At 66.8% G+C, this 17,799-nt stretch carries 17 protein-coding genes; 3 read left to right on the forward strand and 14 right to left on the reverse strand.

Features of this window, described 5'->3' with window-relative positions:
• Window positions 1-194: 194 nt before the first annotated feature.
• The 5 genes from C5689_RS07025 to gmd form a co-directional block, all read right to left on the reverse strand.
• Complete coding sequence (locus tag C5689_RS07025; RefSeq protein WP_108916565.1) at window positions 195-1,043, reverse strand: outer membrane protein; 849 nt, start codon at window positions 1,041-1,043, stop codon at window positions 195-197.
• 131 nt (window positions 1,044-1,174) lie between these two features.
• Window positions 1,175-1,723, reverse strand: a complete 549-nt coding sequence (locus C5689_RS07030) for a hypothetical protein (protein WP_108916566.1) — start codon at window positions 1,721-1,723, stop codon at window positions 1,175-1,177.
• A 175-nt stretch (window positions 1,724-1,898) separates the two neighbouring features.
• The gene (locus tag C5689_RS07035; protein WP_167398692.1) at window positions 1,899-3,311 is read right to left on the reverse strand and encodes a glycosyltransferase family 4 protein; all 1,413 of its coding nucleotides are present in this window, start codon (window positions 3,309-3,311) and stop codon (window positions 1,899-1,901) included.
• Window positions 3,308-4,303 carry an NAD-dependent epimerase/dehydratase family protein gene (locus C5689_RS07040; RefSeq protein WP_108916568.1) on the reverse strand — a complete coding sequence of 332 codons (996 nt, stop codon included), beginning with the start codon at window positions 4,301-4,303 and terminating at the stop codon, window positions 3,308-3,310. The genes C5689_RS07035 and C5689_RS07040 overlap by 4 nt, the downstream gene beginning before the upstream one ends.
• Window positions 4,300-5,289, reverse strand: a complete 990-nt coding sequence (gene gmd, locus C5689_RS07045; protein ID WP_108916569.1) for a GDP-mannose 4,6-dehydratase — start codon at window positions 5,287-5,289, stop codon at window positions 4,300-4,302. The genes C5689_RS07040 and gmd overlap by 4 nt, the downstream gene beginning before the upstream one ends.
• Before the next feature lie 251 nt (window positions 5,290-5,540).
• Between gmd and C5689_RS07050 the strand changes: the two genes are divergently transcribed.
• Window positions 5,541-6,833, forward strand: coding sequence for a glutamate-5-semialdehyde dehydrogenase (locus C5689_RS07050; RefSeq protein ID WP_108916570.1), 1,293 nt, complete (start codon window positions 5,541-5,543; stop codon window positions 6,831-6,833).
• Window positions 6,834-7,050: 217 nt separating this feature from the next.
• On the forward strand, window positions 7,051-7,686 hold the full coding sequence (locus C5689_RS07055; protein ID WP_108916571.1) for a nicotinate-nucleotide adenylyltransferase: 636 nt from the start codon (window positions 7,051-7,053) through the stop codon (window positions 7,684-7,686).
• Here C5689_RS07055 and C5689_RS07060 read toward each other — a convergent pair.
• Together C5689_RS07060 and rimO are read right to left on the reverse strand one after the other, a co-directional pair.
• Entirely contained in the window at window positions 7,639-7,902 is a 264-nt protein-coding gene (locus C5689_RS07060; RefSeq protein ID WP_108916572.1) for a hypothetical protein, read from the reverse strand. The genes C5689_RS07055 and C5689_RS07060 overlap by 48 nt on opposite strands.
• A gap of 101 nt (window positions 7,903-8,003) precedes the next feature.
• Window positions 8,004-9,362 (reverse strand): 30S ribosomal protein S12 methylthiotransferase RimO, encoded by a 1,359-nt coding sequence (rimO, locus tag C5689_RS07065; RefSeq protein WP_108916679.1) that lies wholly within the window; start codon window positions 9,360-9,362, stop codon window positions 8,004-8,006.
• 232 nt (window positions 9,363-9,594) lie between these two features.
• Here rimO and C5689_RS07070 point away from each other — a divergent pair, with 232 nt between their 5' ends.
• Window positions 9,595-10,572, forward strand: a complete 978-nt coding sequence (locus tag C5689_RS07070; RefSeq protein ID WP_108916573.1) for a beta-ketoacyl-ACP synthase III — start codon at window positions 9,595-9,597, stop codon at window positions 10,570-10,572.
• 7 nt (window positions 10,573-10,579) lie between these two features.
• Here the strand turns inward: C5689_RS07070 and C5689_RS07075 are convergent, their stop codons facing one another.
• From C5689_RS07075 to pheS, 7 genes are read right to left on the reverse strand one after another with little or no spacing between them, the layout of a single operon-like run.
• Window positions 10,580-11,236, reverse strand: a complete 657-nt coding sequence (locus tag C5689_RS07075) for a methyltransferase family protein (protein WP_108916574.1) — start codon at window positions 11,234-11,236, stop codon at window positions 10,580-10,582.
• A complete protein-coding gene (locus C5689_RS07080; RefSeq protein WP_108916575.1) occupies window positions 11,233-13,008 on the reverse strand; it encodes an FAD-dependent oxidoreductase in 1,776 nt (591 codons plus the stop codon). The genes C5689_RS07075 and C5689_RS07080 overlap by 4 nt, the downstream gene beginning before the upstream one ends.
• A 32-nt stretch (window positions 13,009-13,040) precedes the next feature.
• The gene (locus tag C5689_RS07085; RefSeq protein WP_146188352.1) at window positions 13,041-13,328 is read right to left on the reverse strand and encodes a hypothetical protein; all 288 of its coding nucleotides are present in this window, start codon (window positions 13,326-13,328) and stop codon (window positions 13,041-13,043) included.
• A gap of 2 nt (window positions 13,329-13,330) precedes the next feature.
• Window positions 13,331-15,754, reverse strand: a complete 2,424-nt coding sequence (gene pheT, locus C5689_RS07090) for a phenylalanine--tRNA ligase subunit beta (RefSeq protein ID WP_108916577.1) — start codon at window positions 15,752-15,754, stop codon at window positions 13,331-13,333.
• Complete coding sequence (locus tag C5689_RS07095) at window positions 15,751-16,374, reverse strand: 3'-5' exonuclease family protein (RefSeq protein ID WP_108916578.1); 624 nt, start codon at window positions 16,372-16,374, stop codon at window positions 15,751-15,753. The genes pheT and C5689_RS07095 overlap by 4 nt, the downstream gene beginning before the upstream one ends.
• Entirely contained in the window at window positions 16,371-16,694 is a 324-nt protein-coding gene (locus C5689_RS07100) for a hypothetical protein (protein WP_108916579.1), read from the reverse strand. The genes C5689_RS07095 and C5689_RS07100 overlap by 4 nt, the downstream gene beginning before the upstream one ends.
• Window positions 16,695-16,715: 21 nt before the next feature.
• The gene (gene pheS / locus C5689_RS07105; protein ID WP_108916580.1) at window positions 16,716-17,798 is read right to left on the reverse strand and encodes a phenylalanine--tRNA ligase subunit alpha; all 1,083 of its coding nucleotides are present in this window, start codon (window positions 17,796-17,798) and stop codon (window positions 16,716-16,718) included.
• Between the last annotated feature and the right edge of the window lies 1 nt (window position 17,799).

The following is a 17,799-nucleotide window of genomic DNA, read 5'->3' on the forward strand; positions in this document are numbered from 1 at the left end:
TTCGTGCTGCCTCCCCGGGGCATGGATTTTCGGAGCCTGCGCTACGCGCAACACGTCTTCGCGTCAAGTCGGGCGCGAGCTGGGGCGGGGCGGTCGCGTTCCGGGGCGCGGCGGCGGGGGCGCTTCTCGCGAGGGGACAGGGCCGCCGACTCGCGGGCCGGCTGCGGTTCCAGGCGCGGCGGCGAAGGCGAAACTCAGTCGATCAGATAGCGGAAACCGAGCCGCACCTGCTGAATGTCGAGCTTGCGCGAATGGCTGACGCCGAGCGCGTCCTTGCCGGAGATCGTGCCCAGATTGAGATAGCGATAGCCGATGTCGACCGACCAATGGTCGGTGATGTCATAGGCGAAGCCGCCCATGAAGGCATAGGCGAATTTCAGATAGGTGTTGGAGTAGCTGCGGTCCCAATTGGCCATATAGGTGCCGAGCGTGAAGGGGTCGGTCCAGGTCGTTCCGGCATAGGGAACGAGATTGCCCATGTACCATTGCACCTGGGCCTTCTGGAACAGCACGTCGACGCCAGCGCCGGCGCCGATATAGGGCGTGAGTCCGCCCCATGTGCCGAGATCGACATAGACATTCCCGAGGAAGACCGAGGCGGTTCCGCGGCTCTGCGAATAAGGGAAGCAGTCGGTGTAGACGCCGACGGAGTTGGTGTAGGGTCCGCCGGCCGGCGTGCCCACCGCGCCGGTCTGGCAGGGCGTCGAGACATAGGACGCCCCGGACCGGCTGTAGAGCGGCTGATAATCGGCGGTGAGATCGGTGCGCAGCCAGCTATTGTAGCGATAGCCGAAGCCGACGCCGGCCGACCAGTTGTTGACGAAATTATTCGCAGTCACGGCGCCGTCGATGTTCAGAACCGGCGAGCGAACCGCGGCGATGTCGCCGCGAAGATACCAGCCGGTCCCGAGCTCGACGGGCTCGTATTCCTGCTCGGGCGGCGCAAAGAAAGGCATGTCCGCCGCGATGGCCGGGCCAAAGGTCGAAAGGCCCAGGACCGCATAAAAAAGCCTCGCCCCGGCGCAGGAACCGGAAAATCTCATTGGTTCATCCTCGCTTCGCGCCGGACGGCCTCGAGCGGGCCGCGACGCGGGTGATGACCAATGCGTAAGTGATTATGCTTAATGCTTGCTTAATGGGCCCCGCCGCGGCTCGGCGGCGGGGCGCAGGGCCGTCAGAGCAGGTTGAAGACGCGGACCAGCAGCGGCGACAGGATCAGCAGCATGAAGCCGATGTAGATCGCCCCTAGCGCGAAGGCAGGGATGAAGCGCATTCCGGCGTGACGGTATATCCACAGGAACACGGTGAACTTCCACAGCACCAGCGGAAACAGCACGAAGCCGACGAGCTTCATGGCGGGCATCGGCGGCGGAAATATCTGCGCGACCATCAATGACAGAACCATCGAGACGAAGCCGATGACCGCGCCCGTGGAGGCGAGGGAGATCAGCGTCTGCTGCAAGCGCTCGCGGGTTCCCGTCAGGACCAGCGCTCCGAAGGTCAGCGCGGCCAGCAGAGCGGCGCTCGCCACGCCGTAGGAGATGGAGGGAAGAATGTCGGCGCTCACCAATTGGCCGCCCGCCTCGGTGAGAAAATAGGCGGCGAGGCTGATCCACAGCGCCTGCCGGCTATCGGGCATAGAGGCCGGGCCGGCCTCGAGCTTGATGAGGTCGAGGAGCGCCTTGGGCGTCGGCGGCAGGCTTATGGACGACGAGAACGACATATGACGGCCTATGGGGTTCGAGCCTTTTGTCGCGGAAGTCGCGACTTGCGCTCCCGCTGCGAACAAAAGCGGCGAAGCCTGCGGTTCGAGTGAGCCGCAGGCGCCGCCGCCGCAATTCGTTCTCTATCATGCTTTCGGGCGTGGCGGAACAATGGCCCCAAATCCGCTTCGCCGCTCACGGCAGCTCGGCGTTCCAATCCTCGGTCGCGATGACCTGCGCGACGCGATGCGCGGCCTCGGCCCAGGAGACGCGGCTGACGGCGGACGGATCGGCCTCGGCGCGCCCGTCCAGAAACGCGCCGATGCGTTCGGCGAGCGCGGCCGGGTCGTTGACGTGGAAATAGAGGGCGCCGGCGCCGCCGACCTCGCGGAACACGGGAATGTCGCTGCAGATCACCGGGCGGCCGCGGCGCGCCGCCTCGGCGATCGGCAGGCCGAACCCTTCCGCATAGGAGGGGACGAGCGCCGCCGCGCTGCTGTCGTAGAGAAAGGCGAGCTCGGCGTCGCCGATATCGTCGAACCAGAAGAGCCGCCGCCCGAATTCTCCATGGCCGCGGATTTCGGTGCTGAGCGCCTCCTCGAACCAGCCCCGCCGCCCGACGAAAACGAGCCGAATGTCGCGGCCCTCGCGCCAGAGCGCCTCGAAAGCCGCCAGCGCGACGCGATGCCCCTTGCGCGGCTCCACAGTGCCGACGCAAAGAAACATGGCGCCGCCCGCTGCGGCGGCGGCGATCTGCGGCCGCGGCGCGGCCGGCGCGCCATCGGCGATGTCCGAGCCGCAATGGAACCAGCCGATCGAAAGATTTGGGCGATGCGGCAGGCCCGTTTCTTTCACGAAATCCGCGAGCTCTTCGGCGACCGTGCGCGAAATGGCGAGAAAGGCGTCGCTCTCGACGAGCGCGCGGCGCAGCCAGGCCGCATAGCGCGGCGGCGTCACCTCATGGCAGGCGTGCGGATAGAGCACGGGGATGAGATCGAAAATGCAGGTGACGATCGCGCCGCCGCCGTCGCGAATAGTCGCGAAGACCGGCTGAAACTCCTCGAAGGCGTTCCAGCTGTCCGAGAGCATGAAGAAGCGATCGCCGGGCTCTATCTCTATTTCTCGATCCGCTCCCGCCGTCCCTCCGACGAGCGCGGCGACGAAGGCCTCGCAGGTGAAGAGCCGTCCGCCCTCGCAGCGCACGGCGATCACCGGAATGGGAAGCTCGCTGTCGCGATAGAGCGCCTGCGTGATCTTCTTGACGACGCGCTGAATGCCGGTGCCGGCGTCGCGCCGCGCTGTGGCCGTCACATCGACGAGCAGGCGTTTCGGCTTGCGCGTCTCTCGCGTCGCGGGCGGCTCGACGAGGCCGGCCTCGATCGCCGGAGCGGCGCGCTCGCGCGAGACGCGCCGCAGCAGCGGCGTGACGGCGTCGACCAACGCCGCCTCCAAGCGGCGAAGCGGGCGGAAGATCAGCCATGCGGCCGAATAGACGTTTTTTTCGCGCTCATGGACGAGATGGAGAAGCTCGGCCCTCAGAAAGTCGAGCTGATATTCGAGCAGGCGATTGCGCTCCTCGAGACGTCGCTCGCGCTCGCTTTTCGTCATTTCGCCGCTTCTGCGGCCGCGCGCCAATAGTCGAGCAGATCGACGAGCGTCTCGTCGGTCGTGCGGGTCGGGCTCCAGCCGGTCGCCGCGCGCAGCTTGGCGGCGACGCAATGGGCGACCGGAATGTCGGCCGGCCGCAGTCTTTCGGGATCGACCACGATCTCGAAATCGCGCCGCGCGAGCCTGCGCATCGCCTCGACCAGAGAGGCGAGCGGGCGCGTCGTCCCCGAGGCGATGTCGAATATGTCGCGTGCGGGAAGATCGGGCGCGATGGCGATGAGCCGCAGATAGGCGTCGACGACGTCGCGCACGTCGAGGAAATCGCGCTGCACCGAGAGATCGCCGACGCAAAGGCGTGGCTCGGCGCGTCCGCTCTCGATCTCGACGATCTGCGCCGCGAAGGAGGAGACGGCGAAGCGCTTGTCCTGCCCGGGGCCGATATGGCTGAACGGCCGCGCCACGACGAGCCGCGCCGTCTGCGGGAGAACATCCGCGAGCATGGTCTCCGCCGCCAGCTTGGAGCGGGCGTAGGCGTTGAGCGGACGCGGGATCATCGCCTCATGCGCCGCGTCTTCTCCGAGGCTCGCGCCATAGACGTCGGCTGTGGAGGCGAAAATCACGACGGCCTCGGCCGCATGTCGCGCGAGCGCCGAGCCGAGATTGAGGGAGCCGACAAAATTGACGCGCCAGGTCTCCTCCGCCGCGACGAAGGATTTCGCCGCCGAGGCTTGGGCCGCGAGATGGACGACGAGATCGGGCCGGGCCTCGCGCATCGTCGCTTCGACATCCGCGGGATCGAGCAGATCGAAAGCGATCGGGCTCCAGTCGGCGGCGGGCGCGGGCTCGCCCGGCCGCGCGAGCGACATGCGATGCGCGGCGGGATAGGCGCGCGCCAGCCCCTCGAGCATATAGCGTCCGACGAAGCCGGAGCCGCCGGTCACCAATATGCGTTCGAATCGGGCCGCGGAGGGGAAGGCCGCTGCGGCGCTCATCGCGTCCCCGATTCCCGCGTCAGTCGCTCGAGATCGGCGTCGACCATTTCGCGGATGAGCTGATCGAGCGACGTCTCGGGCGCCCAGCCCAGCGCCGCGCGCGCCTTGCTCGAGTCGCCGAGCAGAATGTCGACCTCCGCCGGGCGGTAGAATTTCGGGTCGATCACGATATGCGCCTCCATGTCGAGGCCGGCATGGGCGAAAGCGATGCGGCACATGTCGCGCACAGTGGTGGTGACGCCCGTCGCCACCACATAATCGTCCGGCGTCTCCTGCTGCAGCATCAGCCACATGGCCCGCACATAATCGCGCGCATGGCCCCAGTCGCGCTTGGCGTCTATATTGCCGAGGCGCAGCTCTTTGGCGAGGCCGAGCTTTATGCGCGCCACGCCGTCGGTCACCTTGCGGGTGACGAATTCTATGCCGCGCAGCGGGCTCTCGTGATTGAAGAGAATGCCCGAGGAGGCGTGCAGGCCGAAGCTCTCGCGGTAATTGACCGTGATCCAATGGCCGTAGAGCTTGGCGACGGCGTAAGGCGAGCGCGGATAGAAGGGCGTCTTCTCGCTCTGCATGGGCTCCTGAATGAGGCCGTACATTTCGGAGGAGGAGGCCTGATAGAAGCGCGCGCCGGGGGCGCCGATGCGCATCGCCTCGAGCATGTTGGCGACGGCGACGGCGGTGATATTGGCGGTGAGAATGGGCTGCCGCCAGGAGGAGGCGACGAAGGATTGCGCGGCGAGATTGTAGATTTCGTCGGGCTTCACTTCCTGCACGATGCGCAGCAGGCTGGAGAGATCGCCGAGGTCGCCGTCGAGCAGCTGCACGTCATTTGCGACGCCGAGCCAGCGCAGCCGATGATCCTCGACGCCGCGATGCGAGGAGCGGCGGATCACGCCATAGACTTCATAGCCTTTGCCGAGCAGAAGCTGTGCGAGATAGGCTCCGTCCTGTCCGGTAATGCCCGTCAACAGCGCGCGTTTGGTCATCCGAAGAACCTCGTTTCGGTGTGCTCCGCGCATTCGCAGGGTCCGTTTCGCCTGCGCTCGGATACCCAGTCGGGCGTCGCCGACGAGTCGTTCGTCTCGGCCTCTCGGCGCCGAGGCCCGCGAGCCGTGGCGTATTACAAAAGGCTCCGCCCGAAGGCAAGTCCGCTCGGAATCGCCTGCTCGAAACCGCCGGCTTTCAGCGGCGGGGCGATTCGTGCTAGCGGATCGCGAGCAGTCGAAAGGCGAAGAAAATGGCGCAGACGGAAGCAATCGTGACGAGCGAGCGGGCGATCGGCGAGCTGATGTCCACGCTCGGCGCCGGCGCACGGCGGGCGGCGCGGTCGGTCGCGCTGGCGTCGGCCGAGACCAAAAACGCCGCTCTGCGCGCTGCTGCGGCGGAGCTGCGCCGGCGCATGGGCGAGTTGCTCGCCGCCAATGCGCTGGATGTCGCGGAGGCGAAAGCGCGCGGAACCGCCGCCGCTTTTCTCGATCGGCTGACGCTCGATCCCGTGCGCGTCGAGGCGATGGCGCGCGGCCTCGAGGAGATCGCCGAGCTCGCCGATCCGGTCGGCCGTCTACTGGCCTCCTTCGAGCGGCCCAACGGCCTTCTCATCGAGCGGGTGGCGACGCCGCTCGGCGTTATCGGGGTCATTTACGAGAGCCGGCCCAATGTCACCGCCGACGCCGGCGGCCTCTGCCTCAAGGCCGGCAACGCCGCAATATTGCGCGGCGGCTCGGAGAGCCTGCGCTCCTCGCGCGCGATCCACGCCTGTCTCGTCGCCGGCCTCGTCGCCGCCGGCCTGCCGGAGGCGGCGATCTCGCTGGTCCCCGTCGCCGATCGCGCCGCTGTCGGCGCCATGCTGGCGGGACTGGACGGAAACATCGACGTCATCGTGCCGCGCGGCGGCAAGAGCCTCGTCGCGCGCGTCCAGCATGAGGCGCGCGTGCCGGTTTTCGCCCATCTCGAGGGCATTGTTCATGTCTTCATCCATGCGCAAGCCGATCTCGACATGGCGAAACGAATCTTGCTCAACGCCAAAATGCGTCGCACCGGAATTTGCGGCGCCGCCGAGACGCTGCTGGTCGATCGCGCCTGCGCGGCCACGCATCTCGAGCCGCTGGTGAAGATGCTGCTCGACGCCGGCTGCGAGGTGCGCGGCGACGACGCGACGCAGGATGTCGATGCGCGCGTTCTGCCGGCGAGCGAAGAGGATTGGCGCGCCGAATATCTCGACGCCATTATCGCCGTCCGCGTCGTCGATGGGCTGGAGGCGGCGATCGCGCATATAGAGACTTACGGCTCGCATCACACAGATTGCATCATCACGCAGAATGAGGATGTGGCGCGGCGCTTCATGGCGGAGGTGGATTCGGCGATCGTGCTGCACAACGCCTCGACGCAATTCGCCGATGGCGGCGAGTTCGGCTTCGGCGCCGAGATCGGCATAGCGACGGGCCGCATGCATGCGCGCGGCCCGGTGGGGGTGGAGCAGCTCACCTCGTTCAAATATCGCGTCCACGGCGCGGGGCAGGTCAGAGGATGAGCGCGCGGAATCGTCGTGCGCGCTCCCTTCTCCCGCTTATGGGAGAAGGTGGCCCGACGCAGTCGGGTCGGATGAGGGTCGCCGAGGTTTTCCGCATGCGAGCCGAGTTGGTCCCAAAGAATGCTGTGGCCGCGAGGACCCTCATCCGACCTCGCTTCGCGAGGCCACCTTCTCCCACAAGTGGGAGAAGGAAGCGCGAACTTTCGAAGATCGCGCGATGATCCGCCTGCCGCCACACGCGCCGGGGATGCGCATCGGCCTCTTCGGCGGCTCTTTCGATCCGCCGCATGAAGGCCACGCCCATGTCTCGCAGGTGGCGTTGCAGAGGCTGGCGCTCGATCGCCTCTGGTGGCTGGTGACGCCCGGCAATCCGCTGAAGGAGACCGCCGGCCTGCCGTCTCTGGCGCAGCGCATCGCCGCGGCGCAGAAAATCGCCCGCGATCCGCGCATAGTCGTCACGGGGCTCGAGGCGGAGATCGGCGCGCGCTATACGGCGGACACGCTGCGTTTTCTGCATCGGCGTTGTCCGGGCGCGCGCTTCGTCTGGATCATGGGCGCGGATAATCTGCTGCAATTCCATCGCTGGCGCGATTGGCAGGAGATCGCGCACACGACGCCGATCGCCATCGTCGATCGGCCCGGAGCGACATTTCGCGCCGCGTCGGCCAAAGCGGCGCAACGCTTTGCGTCCGCGCGCCTGCCGGAGAGCGCGGCGGCGCTGCTCGCCGACATGCCGCCGCCTGCTTTCGTCTATCTCCATGCGCCGCGCGTCGCGCAGTCTTCGACAGCGCTGCGCAGCGCACGATTATTTGCCGGCGCTGCGGCGCTGCCACCAGAGCAGGGCGGCCCCTAGGCCGATCATCGGCACGACGACCAGCACATAGGTCCAGATCGTGCCTTCGTCATAAGGGTGATTGTCGTAATAGCCGAACTCGACCGCCTGCCGATACGGGTTGCGGAAGAAGAAGGTGACGAACACCCACAATGCGAGAATGACCGCCGTGAAGAACATCAGCTGGCGGCTGGCCAGCAGACGCGGAATGCGGTCCTTCGGGGGTTCTTCGGACATAGGCGGCGCTCCTCGGTTATTATTGTTCGGCATTCGTCGTGCGCGCACCTTCTCCCACGAGTGGGAGAAGGAACGCAGCGGCGAGACCACGCCCTCTTATATCACACCGCCGCGCCATAGAGATCATAGGCGTCGGCGCGGTCGATCTTCACCGTCACAATGTCGCCGGCGCGCAGCGGGCGGCGCGAGGAGATGTGCACCGTTCCGTCGATCTGCGGGGCGTCCGTCTTGCTGCGTCCACGCGCGAGGCCGGTCGCGCCGCCGCCCGGCTCGTCCACCAGAACTTGCAGGCGCTTGCCGATCTTGCGCTTCAGCAGGCGGGCGCTCACCTTCTGCTGGCGCTCCATGAAGCGCTTCCAGCGCTGGTCCTTCACCTCGGGCGGGATGGCGTCGAGCGGCAGATCATTGGCCGGGGCGCCGGCCACGGGCTCGTAGCGGAAGGCGCCGGCGCGGTCGATCTCCGCCTCCTCCAGCCAATCGAGCAGATAGGCGAAATCCTCCTCCGTCTCGCCGGGGAAGCCGACGATGAAAGTGGAGCGCAGCGCGAGATCGGGGCAGATGCGCCGCCACGCCTTTATCCGCTCCAGCGTCTTCTCCTCATTGGCGGGACGCTTCATCGCCTTCAGCACGGAAGGGGCGGCGTGCTGAAAAGGAATGTCGAGATAGGGCAGGATATTGCCCTGCGCCATCAGCTCGACGACCTCGTCCACATGCGGATAGGGATAGACATAATGTAGCCGCACCCAGGCCCCGAGCGAGCCCAGCTCGCGTGTGAGATCGAGGAAACGCGCGCGCACGCTGCGGTCGCCCCATTGGCTTTCGGAGTAGCGCAGATCGCGGCCATAGGCGCTGGTGTCCTGCGAGATGACGAGCAGCTCTTTGACGCCGGCCTTCACCAGCCGCTCGGCCTCGCGCAGCACCTCGCCGGCCGGTCGCGAGGCCAGCGAGCCGCGCAAATGCGGAATGATGCAGAAGGAGCAGCTATTGTCGCAGCCTTCCGAGATTTTGAGATAGGCGTAATGGCGCGGCGTGAGCTTGACGCCCTGCTCGGGCACGAGATCGAGAAACGGGTCATGGCTCGGCGCGGCGGCGGCGTGGACGGCCTCGACCACGCTCTCATAGGCTTGCGGGCCGGTGATCGCCAACACGTCGGGGAATCGCTCGGTGATCGCCTGCGGCTCGGCGCCCATGCAGCCGGTGACGACGACCTTGCCATTCTCCTTCAGCGCGGCGCCGATCGCCTCCAGCGACTCGGCCTTGGCGCTGTCCAGAAAGCCGCAGGTGTTCACCACTACGACATCGGCCCCCGCATGGGTGCGCGAAAGCTCATAGCCTTCGGCGCGCAGGCGCGTGAGAATGCGCTCGCTGTCGACGAGCGCCTTGGGGCAGCCGAGCGAGACGAAGGAGACGCGCGGCGCCTCTTTGGTGGGCGCGGGCGGGTCGGAGGGGACGTTCTGCATGGCCGCAGGCTTGCCATGGCGCGCGCGCCATGGCAATCGCGCGCGGATCGAAACGAGAACTCGGCGCAGCTCGCCAAAACGCGAGCCGAGCCGGCGCGAGCCCGGCCAAACTCGAGCTCGGCTTGGGGATTAACGAGTTTTAAGGTTCGCGCCTCGCCAATCCCTGCTAGGCATGAGGTTCATGCGGCGGCGTCCCCGCCGCCCCCGGTCAAAAGAAAGAGGCTGCACGCCGTTGCTCAGAACCGTCATACTCGGAACCGGATCCTACGCCCCCGCGAAGGTTCTGACCAACGCCGACCTCGAGAAAATGGTCGCGACCAATGGGGCCTGGATCGTCAGCCGCACCGGGATCGAGGAGCGCCGCATCGCCGCGCCGGGCGAATCCACCTCCGATATGGCCGCCGCAGCAGCGAAAAACGCGCTGGAGCTGGCCGGCGTCGATCCGCGCGAGCTGGATCTCATCATCGTCGCCACTGTGACCGGCGACGCTCAGACGCCCGCCTGCGCCGCCTTTCTGCAGGCCAAGATCGGGGCGGAGAACGCTTTCGCCTTCGACGTCTCGGCCGCCTGCGCCGGCTCGCTCTATGCGCTCTCCATCGCCGATCAGTTCATCAAGACCGGCAAGGTCCGCCGCGCGCTGGTCGTCGGGGCGGAGACGCTGAGTCGCGTCGTCGATTGGACCAATCGCGAGACCTGCGTGCTGTTCGGCGACGCCGCCGGCGCCATGGTGCTGGGTCCGGGCGAGGAGGAGGGCCGCGGCCTGCTCTCCACCAGCCTGCGCACCGATGGGACATTGACCACCATTCTCGGCATTCCGCGCGCCTATGATCCGCGCCAGGACGGGCCGACGCCCGGCGAGGCGCATAAGATCAAAATGCGCGGCCGCGAGGTCTATAAGGTCGCGCTGCGCCTATTGCCGGAGATCGTCACCGAGGCGCTGGCCATGGCCGGCCTCGAGGCGAAGGATGTCGATCATGTCATCGCGCATCAGGCCAACGCCCGCATCATCGAGGCGTCGCTGGCGCAGCTCGGCGTGCCGCTCGAGAAATGCTGGATGAATATTTCCCGCTTCGGCAACACGTCGAGCGCTTCCATGCCGATCACGCTGGACGAGGCCAATCGCGCCGGCCGGCTGAAGAAAGGCGATGTGATCGCCATGATGGCGATCGGCGCCGGAATGACCTGGGGCGGCGCGGTGCTGCGCTGGTGATGCGCTTTCAGTAGAGTCCGGGGATGAGCCGCGCCGTGCGCGCCCGATAGGCGTCATAGGCGGCGCCGAAATGCGAGGCGAGCAGCGCTTCCTCGGATTTCATGCGCGCGACGAGCGGCGGAATCGTCGCCGCGGCGAGCGCGAGGCCGATGAGCGAGCGAAAGGCCAGAGCCCAGCCGACGAGGCCGACGAGAAGGCCGAGATAGCTCGGATTGCGGATGCGGGCGTAGAGCCCCGTGGTGACGAGCTCATGACCCGGCTGAATGGCGACGAGGCCGCTGAAGCGTCGTCCGAGCACGAAGACCGGCCACAGCCGCAACACGCCGCCGATGGCGGCGAGAATGACGCCGATCCAGCGCAGCGTCTCGCCGCCGATCGTCAGAATATCGCGGCGATCCGTATAGGCGGGCAGAAAAGCGTCGAGTAGGCCGATGACGGCGAAGGCGGCGATGACCCAGCGATTGCCGCGATCCTCGCGCACGCCGGCGCCGAGATGGCCTTGCGAAAAAGCGGCGGCGACGGCGAGCGCCAGAGTGACGAGCGCCAGCGCCGCGAGCGGCGGCTTTTCGAGAAAGGCCGATACGCCGCCCGCGCCCAGCGCCGTGAGCCCGAGATAGGCGAGAGTGAAGACAATGGCGAGCGCGCCTGTCGCGAGCCTCTTCATCGGCAATCCTCCAGCGCCTTCATCGCGGCGCGGCGGCCCGAGCCGATCGCGCTCTCGATAGAGGGCGTGCCTTCGACATGCTGGCCCGCGATAACGATCGACCCCAGAGGCGCGCAGGCGATGCGCCGAGGCGCCTGCGCGCGGTCGAGGTTTCCGCTCGCGCCTCGCGTCGCGCCGAAGAGGAAGCCGGGCGGCGGTCGCAACATGCTATGGCCCCAGCGATAGAGGAAGAGCGCGCGCACATCGCGATCGAAATCGAAATCCGCGCCGCGCATCAGCCGCGACAGATCGCTGCGGAGCGAGCCTTCGTAATCGGAAAAGGGCGTGTGCATCAGCTTCATGCGCGCTTCGGCGAGCCCGTCGAGCGGCGCGTCGCAGCCGCCATAGAAGGTGAGCGTCGTTGGTCGCTCGGGATCGGCGCGCTTGTCGCTCATCCAATCGGCGACGATGTAATTGACGAAATGCCGGCCGCCCCACCAGCTCTGACTGTACCCGAGCCCGAGCTGCGCCAAGGGCGCCGCGCGGCGCAGCACGACATTGGCGGTGACGAGCGGCGCCGCATGGAATTGCGTCCAGGCCGCTTTGCGCGCGGCGTCGGAAACATGCGCGACGAGATGGCGTGTGCTCTGCGCCGGAGCGGCGAGGATGATCCGCTCGCCGAAGATGCGATGAAAGCGGTCATTTTGGAAATAGACGACGTTCGCGCCCCGCGTCATCGTCTCGATCCGTAGCGCCGTGGCGTTGGTTTCGAAATGCGGCGGAGTCTCGCTCTGCGTCAGTCGGCGCAGTGTGCGGCGCGCGATTTCCGACGTTCCGCCCGGATAGGTGAAGACCGAGCCGCGGGTCAGCTCGCTCGACAAGAATGTGATGGCGCTGTGAGCGTTCACCTGCGCTGCTGTTCCGCCGAAAGCGGTCAGCGTATAGGCGGTGAAAAAGCGCGAGACGATCGCGTCGCAGCCGAGCGTCGTCTCGAGATGCTGTGCGAGGCTGACGCTCGAGAGATCGTCGAGCGCCGGGTCGCTCTCATCGGCCGGATCGGCGAGGCCTTTTTCGCCGAGCGCGCGGATCGCCGCGAAAGCGCGGGCGAAGTCTTCGCGAAGGCGCGCGTCATAGGGAAGATGCGCGGCGCCGCGCTCGAATGTGTCTATGTTCCAGCCGCGCGCGCCGGCGCCGAGGCCGGGCGCGAATTCGTCGAAGTAGAAGCTGCTCTCCGGGCCGGGGACGCTCTGCGCCAGCCAATCGACGTCGATCGCGCGATAGAATTGCGCGAGCCAATCAGCGGAAGGCGCGGCTCCATAGGCGCCGGCGGTGGAGGCCGGGCCGGGGAGGGGCGGGGCGTCGTCGCGACCCGCATTGCCGCCGAGGACGGGCGCCGCCTCGAGGATCAGCAGGCGCGCCCGCGGGCGCTCGCGCAGCAGATGATGCGCGGCGGAAAGGCCAGAAATGCCGCCGCCGATGACGATGACGTCGAAGCTTCCGTTCGCATCGAGAATGGGAAAAGTTCCGGCGCTCTCGTCGCAGCCCGGCGCGAGAGAGACGGAGCCTTTCTCGAACGTCAGTCGGCCGTCGCGCAGCCAGTGGGAGACGACGAAAACCGAGGGAAGATTGCCGCCGCGCAGAACGCGCGGATCGAGGCCGATCGGCCCGTCGCAGGTCCCGCCCGCGAATGCGCGCGCGGGAACGCTGCGCGAAACGGCGCCGCCCGCGGCGATCAGCAGGCCATTGAGAAAATCGCGTCGCGCTATGCCGTCGGGGAAGGGCGCTCGAGCCATTGGTCTCGCTCCTCCCTCGCCGGCGGCGGTCGTCAGCGGCCGCCGGGCGAAAACATCATGCGCAAGCGCCCGCGGTGGCCTCGCTCGGCGAAAGCGCCGGGGCGCTTGACGCTATGTGGGACCTGCTCCTCCGGCGCGAAGGAGAGCGCGGAAGGGGCGCTCCGCACGCGGGCGGCCGGGCCGAAGGAGGCGAGACAGCGATTATAGGCGTCCGCCGCCTGAATCTGCTCGCAATCGCCGATATTGCGCGGCGCGGCGGCCGCGGCGAGGCAAAAACCGGCGAAGCAGGCAATGAAGACGAGCCGAATCATGCGAAGCATCGTCATCCTCTGAGTTGGGCGCCCGTTTTCTTGCCCGCCTCTGTGACAATTTTGTGGGCGAGCGCCTCGATCTCCACATCGGTGAGCGTTTTGTCGCGGGGCTGCAGCCGCACGGCGACGCCGACCGATTTCTTGCCCTCCGGCACGCCTTGTCCTTCGTAAATGTCGAAAACGCTGACATCGGTGATGAGCGCGCGATCGGCGCCCTGCACGGCGCGAATGAGATCGCCGGCCGGCTGGTCGCGATCCAGCAGAAAGGCGAAATCGCGCGAGACCGGCTGGAGATCGGAGAGCTCCAATTTCGCCTTGGCTTTGGTGGGCTTGGCCTTGGGCGCCGGAAGCGCGTCGAGAATAATCTCGAAAGCGGCGATCGGCCCCTCGACGTCGAGCGCCTGCAACACGCGCGGATGCAATTCGCCGAAATGGCCGATGACCGCCTTGGGGCCGAATTGCAGCGTTGCCGAGCGGCCGGGATGGAGCCAGGAAGGCCCGCCGGCGACGATCTGCAAGCCGCCCGTGGCGACGCCGAGCGTCTGCAGCAGCGCGAGGGCGTCGGCCTTCACATCGAAGACGCCGACCGCGCGCTCCTTGCCCGACCAATGGCGGCCAGCGCCGGCCGGCAGAGCGAAGCCGCGGCGCAGGCCCGTGGCGGCGATCTTCTGACCCTTCTCATCCTCGCCGAGGAAGATTTGCCCGACCTCGAAAAGCGCGACATCGGGAAAACCGCGCGCGGCGTTGCGGCCGGCGGCCGTCACGAGGCCGGGCAGCAGGCTCGGCCGCATGTCGGAGAGTTCCGCAGCGATCGGATTGGCGAGGGCGAGGCGATTGTCGTCGCCGCCGCCGAAAGCCTGCGCCTGCTCCTTGGAGACGAAGGACCAGGTGACGGCCTCGACCAGCCCGCGCGCCGCTAGCGCACGCCGCGCCGCGCGCATGCGCTTCTGCAGCAGAGTGAGAACCGGCTCGGTTACGCCGGCGTTGCGCGGCAGAGGCGCTGCGGCGATGGTGTCGAAGCCGGCGATGCGGGCGATCTCCTCGACGAGATCGGCCTTGCCTTCAATGTCCGGGCGCCAGCTGGGGACGTCCACCAGCGCGTCCTCGCCCGCCGCTTCGACAGTGAAGCCGAGGCGCGTGAGTATGGCGGTCGACTCGTCTTTCGAGACGTCGAGGCCGGTGAGGCGCTTCGTCTCGCTCCAGGGGAAGCGCAGCTGGCGCGTCGCCGTTTCCGCCGAGCCGCAAATGGCGACGTCCGAAGCCTCGCCGCCGCAGAATTCCAGCACCAGTTTCGTCGCCAGCTCGAGGCCGGGCAGCGCAAAGGCCGGATCGACGCCGCGCTCGAAACGATAGCGGGCGTCGGTGGAGACGCCCAGCTTGCGGCCCGTATGGGCGATATTGGCCGGATCCCACAGCGCGGTTTCGATCAGCACATCCGTCGTGTCGTCGGAGCAGCCGGAATGCTCGCCGCCCATGACGCCGGCGAGAGATTCGGGGCCTTTGTCATCGGCGATGACGACCATGTCGGCGTCGAGCTTATAGGTCTTGCCGTCGAGCGCGAGCAGCTCCTCGCCGGCGCGGGCGCGACGCACCACGAGATCGCCGGCCACTTTCTTCGCATCGAAGACATGCAGCGGTCGCGCGCGGTCGAAGGTCAGATAATTGGTGATATCGACGAGCGAATTGATCGGGCGCAGGCCGATGGCGCGCAGGCGATCCTGCAGCCAGGCCGGGCTCGGGCCATTCTTCACGCCGCGCACCAGACGCAGAGCGAAGAGCGGCGCGAGATGCTTGTCGTCTTCGGTGAAATCGAGCGTGACGCGCTGCGGCATGGCGAAGCCGCCTTTGATCGTCTCGACAGCCGGCGTCTTCAGCGTTCCGAGCCCCGCGGCGGCGAGATCGCGCGCAATGCCGTAAATGCCGGCGGCGTCGGAGCGGTTGGGCGTCAGATTGATCTCGATGACCGGATCGTCGAGCCCGGCCCATTGCGCGTAGACCGCGCCGATGGGCGCGTCCTCTGGCAGCTCGATGATGCCGTCGTGATCGTTGGAGAGCTCCAGCTCGGCGGCCGAGCACAGCATTCCGAGCGATTCGACCCCGCGAATGACGCCCTTGCCGAGCGTGATCTTCTTGGCCGGAATATAGGTTCCCGGCGCGGAAAAGACGGTCTTCAATCCCGTGCGGGCGTTGGGCGCGCCGCAGACGACCTGCACCGGCGCGCCTTCGCCCGTATCGACCATGCAGACGCGCAGGCGATCGGCGTTGGGATGGGGCTTGGCGTCGATCACATGCGCGATGCGGAAATCCTTCAGCTGCGCGGCGGGATCGTGCAAATGCTCGACCTCGAGGCCGATGCGCGTCAGAGTTTCGACGACCTCCTCGAGCGAGGCGCTCGTCTCGAGATGGTCTTTCAGCCAGGAGAGTGTGAGTTTCATGCGAGGACGTTCCGGAAGTCTTCGTGCTTTTTGGGCTGCGCGGCGCTGATGCGCAAGGCGCGATGGAGGACGTTGGCGTAACCGAGCGCGTCATCGATCGCCCGATGCGTATGCTCATGACCGCCGAGCCAGTCGCCGGGGAAGGAGAGGTTATGCGTCTGCGCATAGCTCCAGCCGAAGAGGCCGATGAGCAGGCTTCCGATATCGACGCCCGGGCCATGGAACAGCCGCCGCCCTTCCCAAGGCGCGGAGAACAAGCGCGCGCCGGCGAAGCTGCGCAGATATTCGTCCATCCATACGCCGTCGAGCATCAGCGGACGCGAGGCGAAGACGCGGACGCCGCCAAAGCTCTCGACCCAATCGGCGAAGGCGGTCATCGCTTCTTCCGGTGCGCGCGGATCGCGCGTCGACGCTGCATAGGCGAGCGGCTGCGTCGCCCACCAGGCGGAGGTCTGCGGATCGGGCGAAGCGCCGATGAGCTGATCGGCGCAAAGCTTCGCCAGCGTGTGAAACACGGCGTAATAGGCTGTCGCGACGGCTCGCCGCAGCGACGCTTGCTTCGGACGACCGGCCTCGCGTCCGGCGAGCTCATCGGCAAGGCCCAGGAGATCGTCGATCACGAATGACTCCGCTCAGCGCGCGGCGGACTTTCGCGCGAAACTTCGTCCTCGGGCAGTTCTTCTCCGAGCCGCCTCATGCGAAAGTAAGGAAACCTTTCTTCTCCTTCGGCGAGGAGCGCGCGGCCGAGCGCGGCATGTGCGTCGAAAAAGGTCGTCGGCTCGAGCGGCGGAGCGCCGGCGCCGAGAACCGCGTCCACATAAACCGCGGGCTCGTCGCTGTGATCGAATCCAGAGCGCACTTCGGCCCGCTGATAGCCGAACTTGCCGAGTTCCCTCCGCAATACGCGATCTACGACGATCTGAATGTCCGCGTTGTTCATTGCGTCACCCCGAGAAAGGCTTCACCCGCTCAAGCCCCCCGCTAGCGTCGGGAAATCCAGCGGCCTGAATCCATAATGCGTCAGCCAGCGCGCATCGGCCTCGAAGAAGGCGCGGAGATCCGACATGCCGTATTTCAGCATGGCGAGACGATCTATGCCGACGCCGAAGGCGAAGCCCTGATATTTGTCCGGATCGAGCCCGCAATTGCGCAGCACATTGGGATGCACCATGCCGCAGCCCAAAATCTCCATCCAATCCTCGCCCTCGCCGAAGCGAATGTCGCCGTCCTTGCGGCGGCATTGCACATCCACTTCCGCGGAAGGCTCAGTGAAGGGGAAGAAGGAGGGGCGAAAGCGCATCTTCACCGACTTCACCTCGAAGAATGCCTTCAGAAACTCCTCCAGCACCCATTTCAAATGGCCCATATGGGTCGTCTCGTCGATGACGAGCCCCTCGACCTGATGGAACATGGGCGTATGCGTCTGATCGCTGTCGCAGCGATAGGTGCGGCCGGGGCAGATCACGCGGATCGGCGGCGCCTTGCTCAGCATGGTGCGCACCTGCACTGGGCTCGTATGCGTGCGCAGCAGCTTGCGCTTGCCGTCGGCGCCCGGCGGGAAGAAGAAAGTGTCGTGCATCTCCCGCGCCGGATGCCCCTCGGGGAAATTCAGCTTGGTGAAGTTGTAATCGTCGCTTTCAATGTCCGGCCCTTCGGCGACGGAGAAGCCCATATCGGCGAAGATCGCCGTCAGCTCGTCCATCACTTGCGAGATCGGATGAATGCGGCCGAGCTCCTGGCCGCTCTCCTGCACCGGCAGCGTCACATCGACAGTCTCGGCGGAAAGGCGCTTCTCCAGCGCCTCGGCCTGCAGGACGTCGCGACGCGCGGCGACCGCCTCTTGCGCCTTGTCCTTCAGCGCGTTGATCTTGGCGCCTTCGGTCTTGCGGTCCTCGGGCGACATTTTGCCGAGCGTCGCCAGCAGCGCCGAAATGCTTCCCTTCTTGCCCAGCGCGCCGACGCGCACGGCCTCGAGCGCGGCCTCGTCGGCCGCCGCCGCGATCGCCGCCAGAGTCTCGGTCTCCAGTTCCGCTATATCCGTCATC

The sequence above is a fragment of the Methylosinus sporium genome, from assembly GCF_003113265.1.
Taxonomy (GTDB): domain Bacteria; phylum Pseudomonadota; class Alphaproteobacteria; order Rhizobiales; family Beijerinckiaceae; genus Methylosinus; species Methylosinus sporium.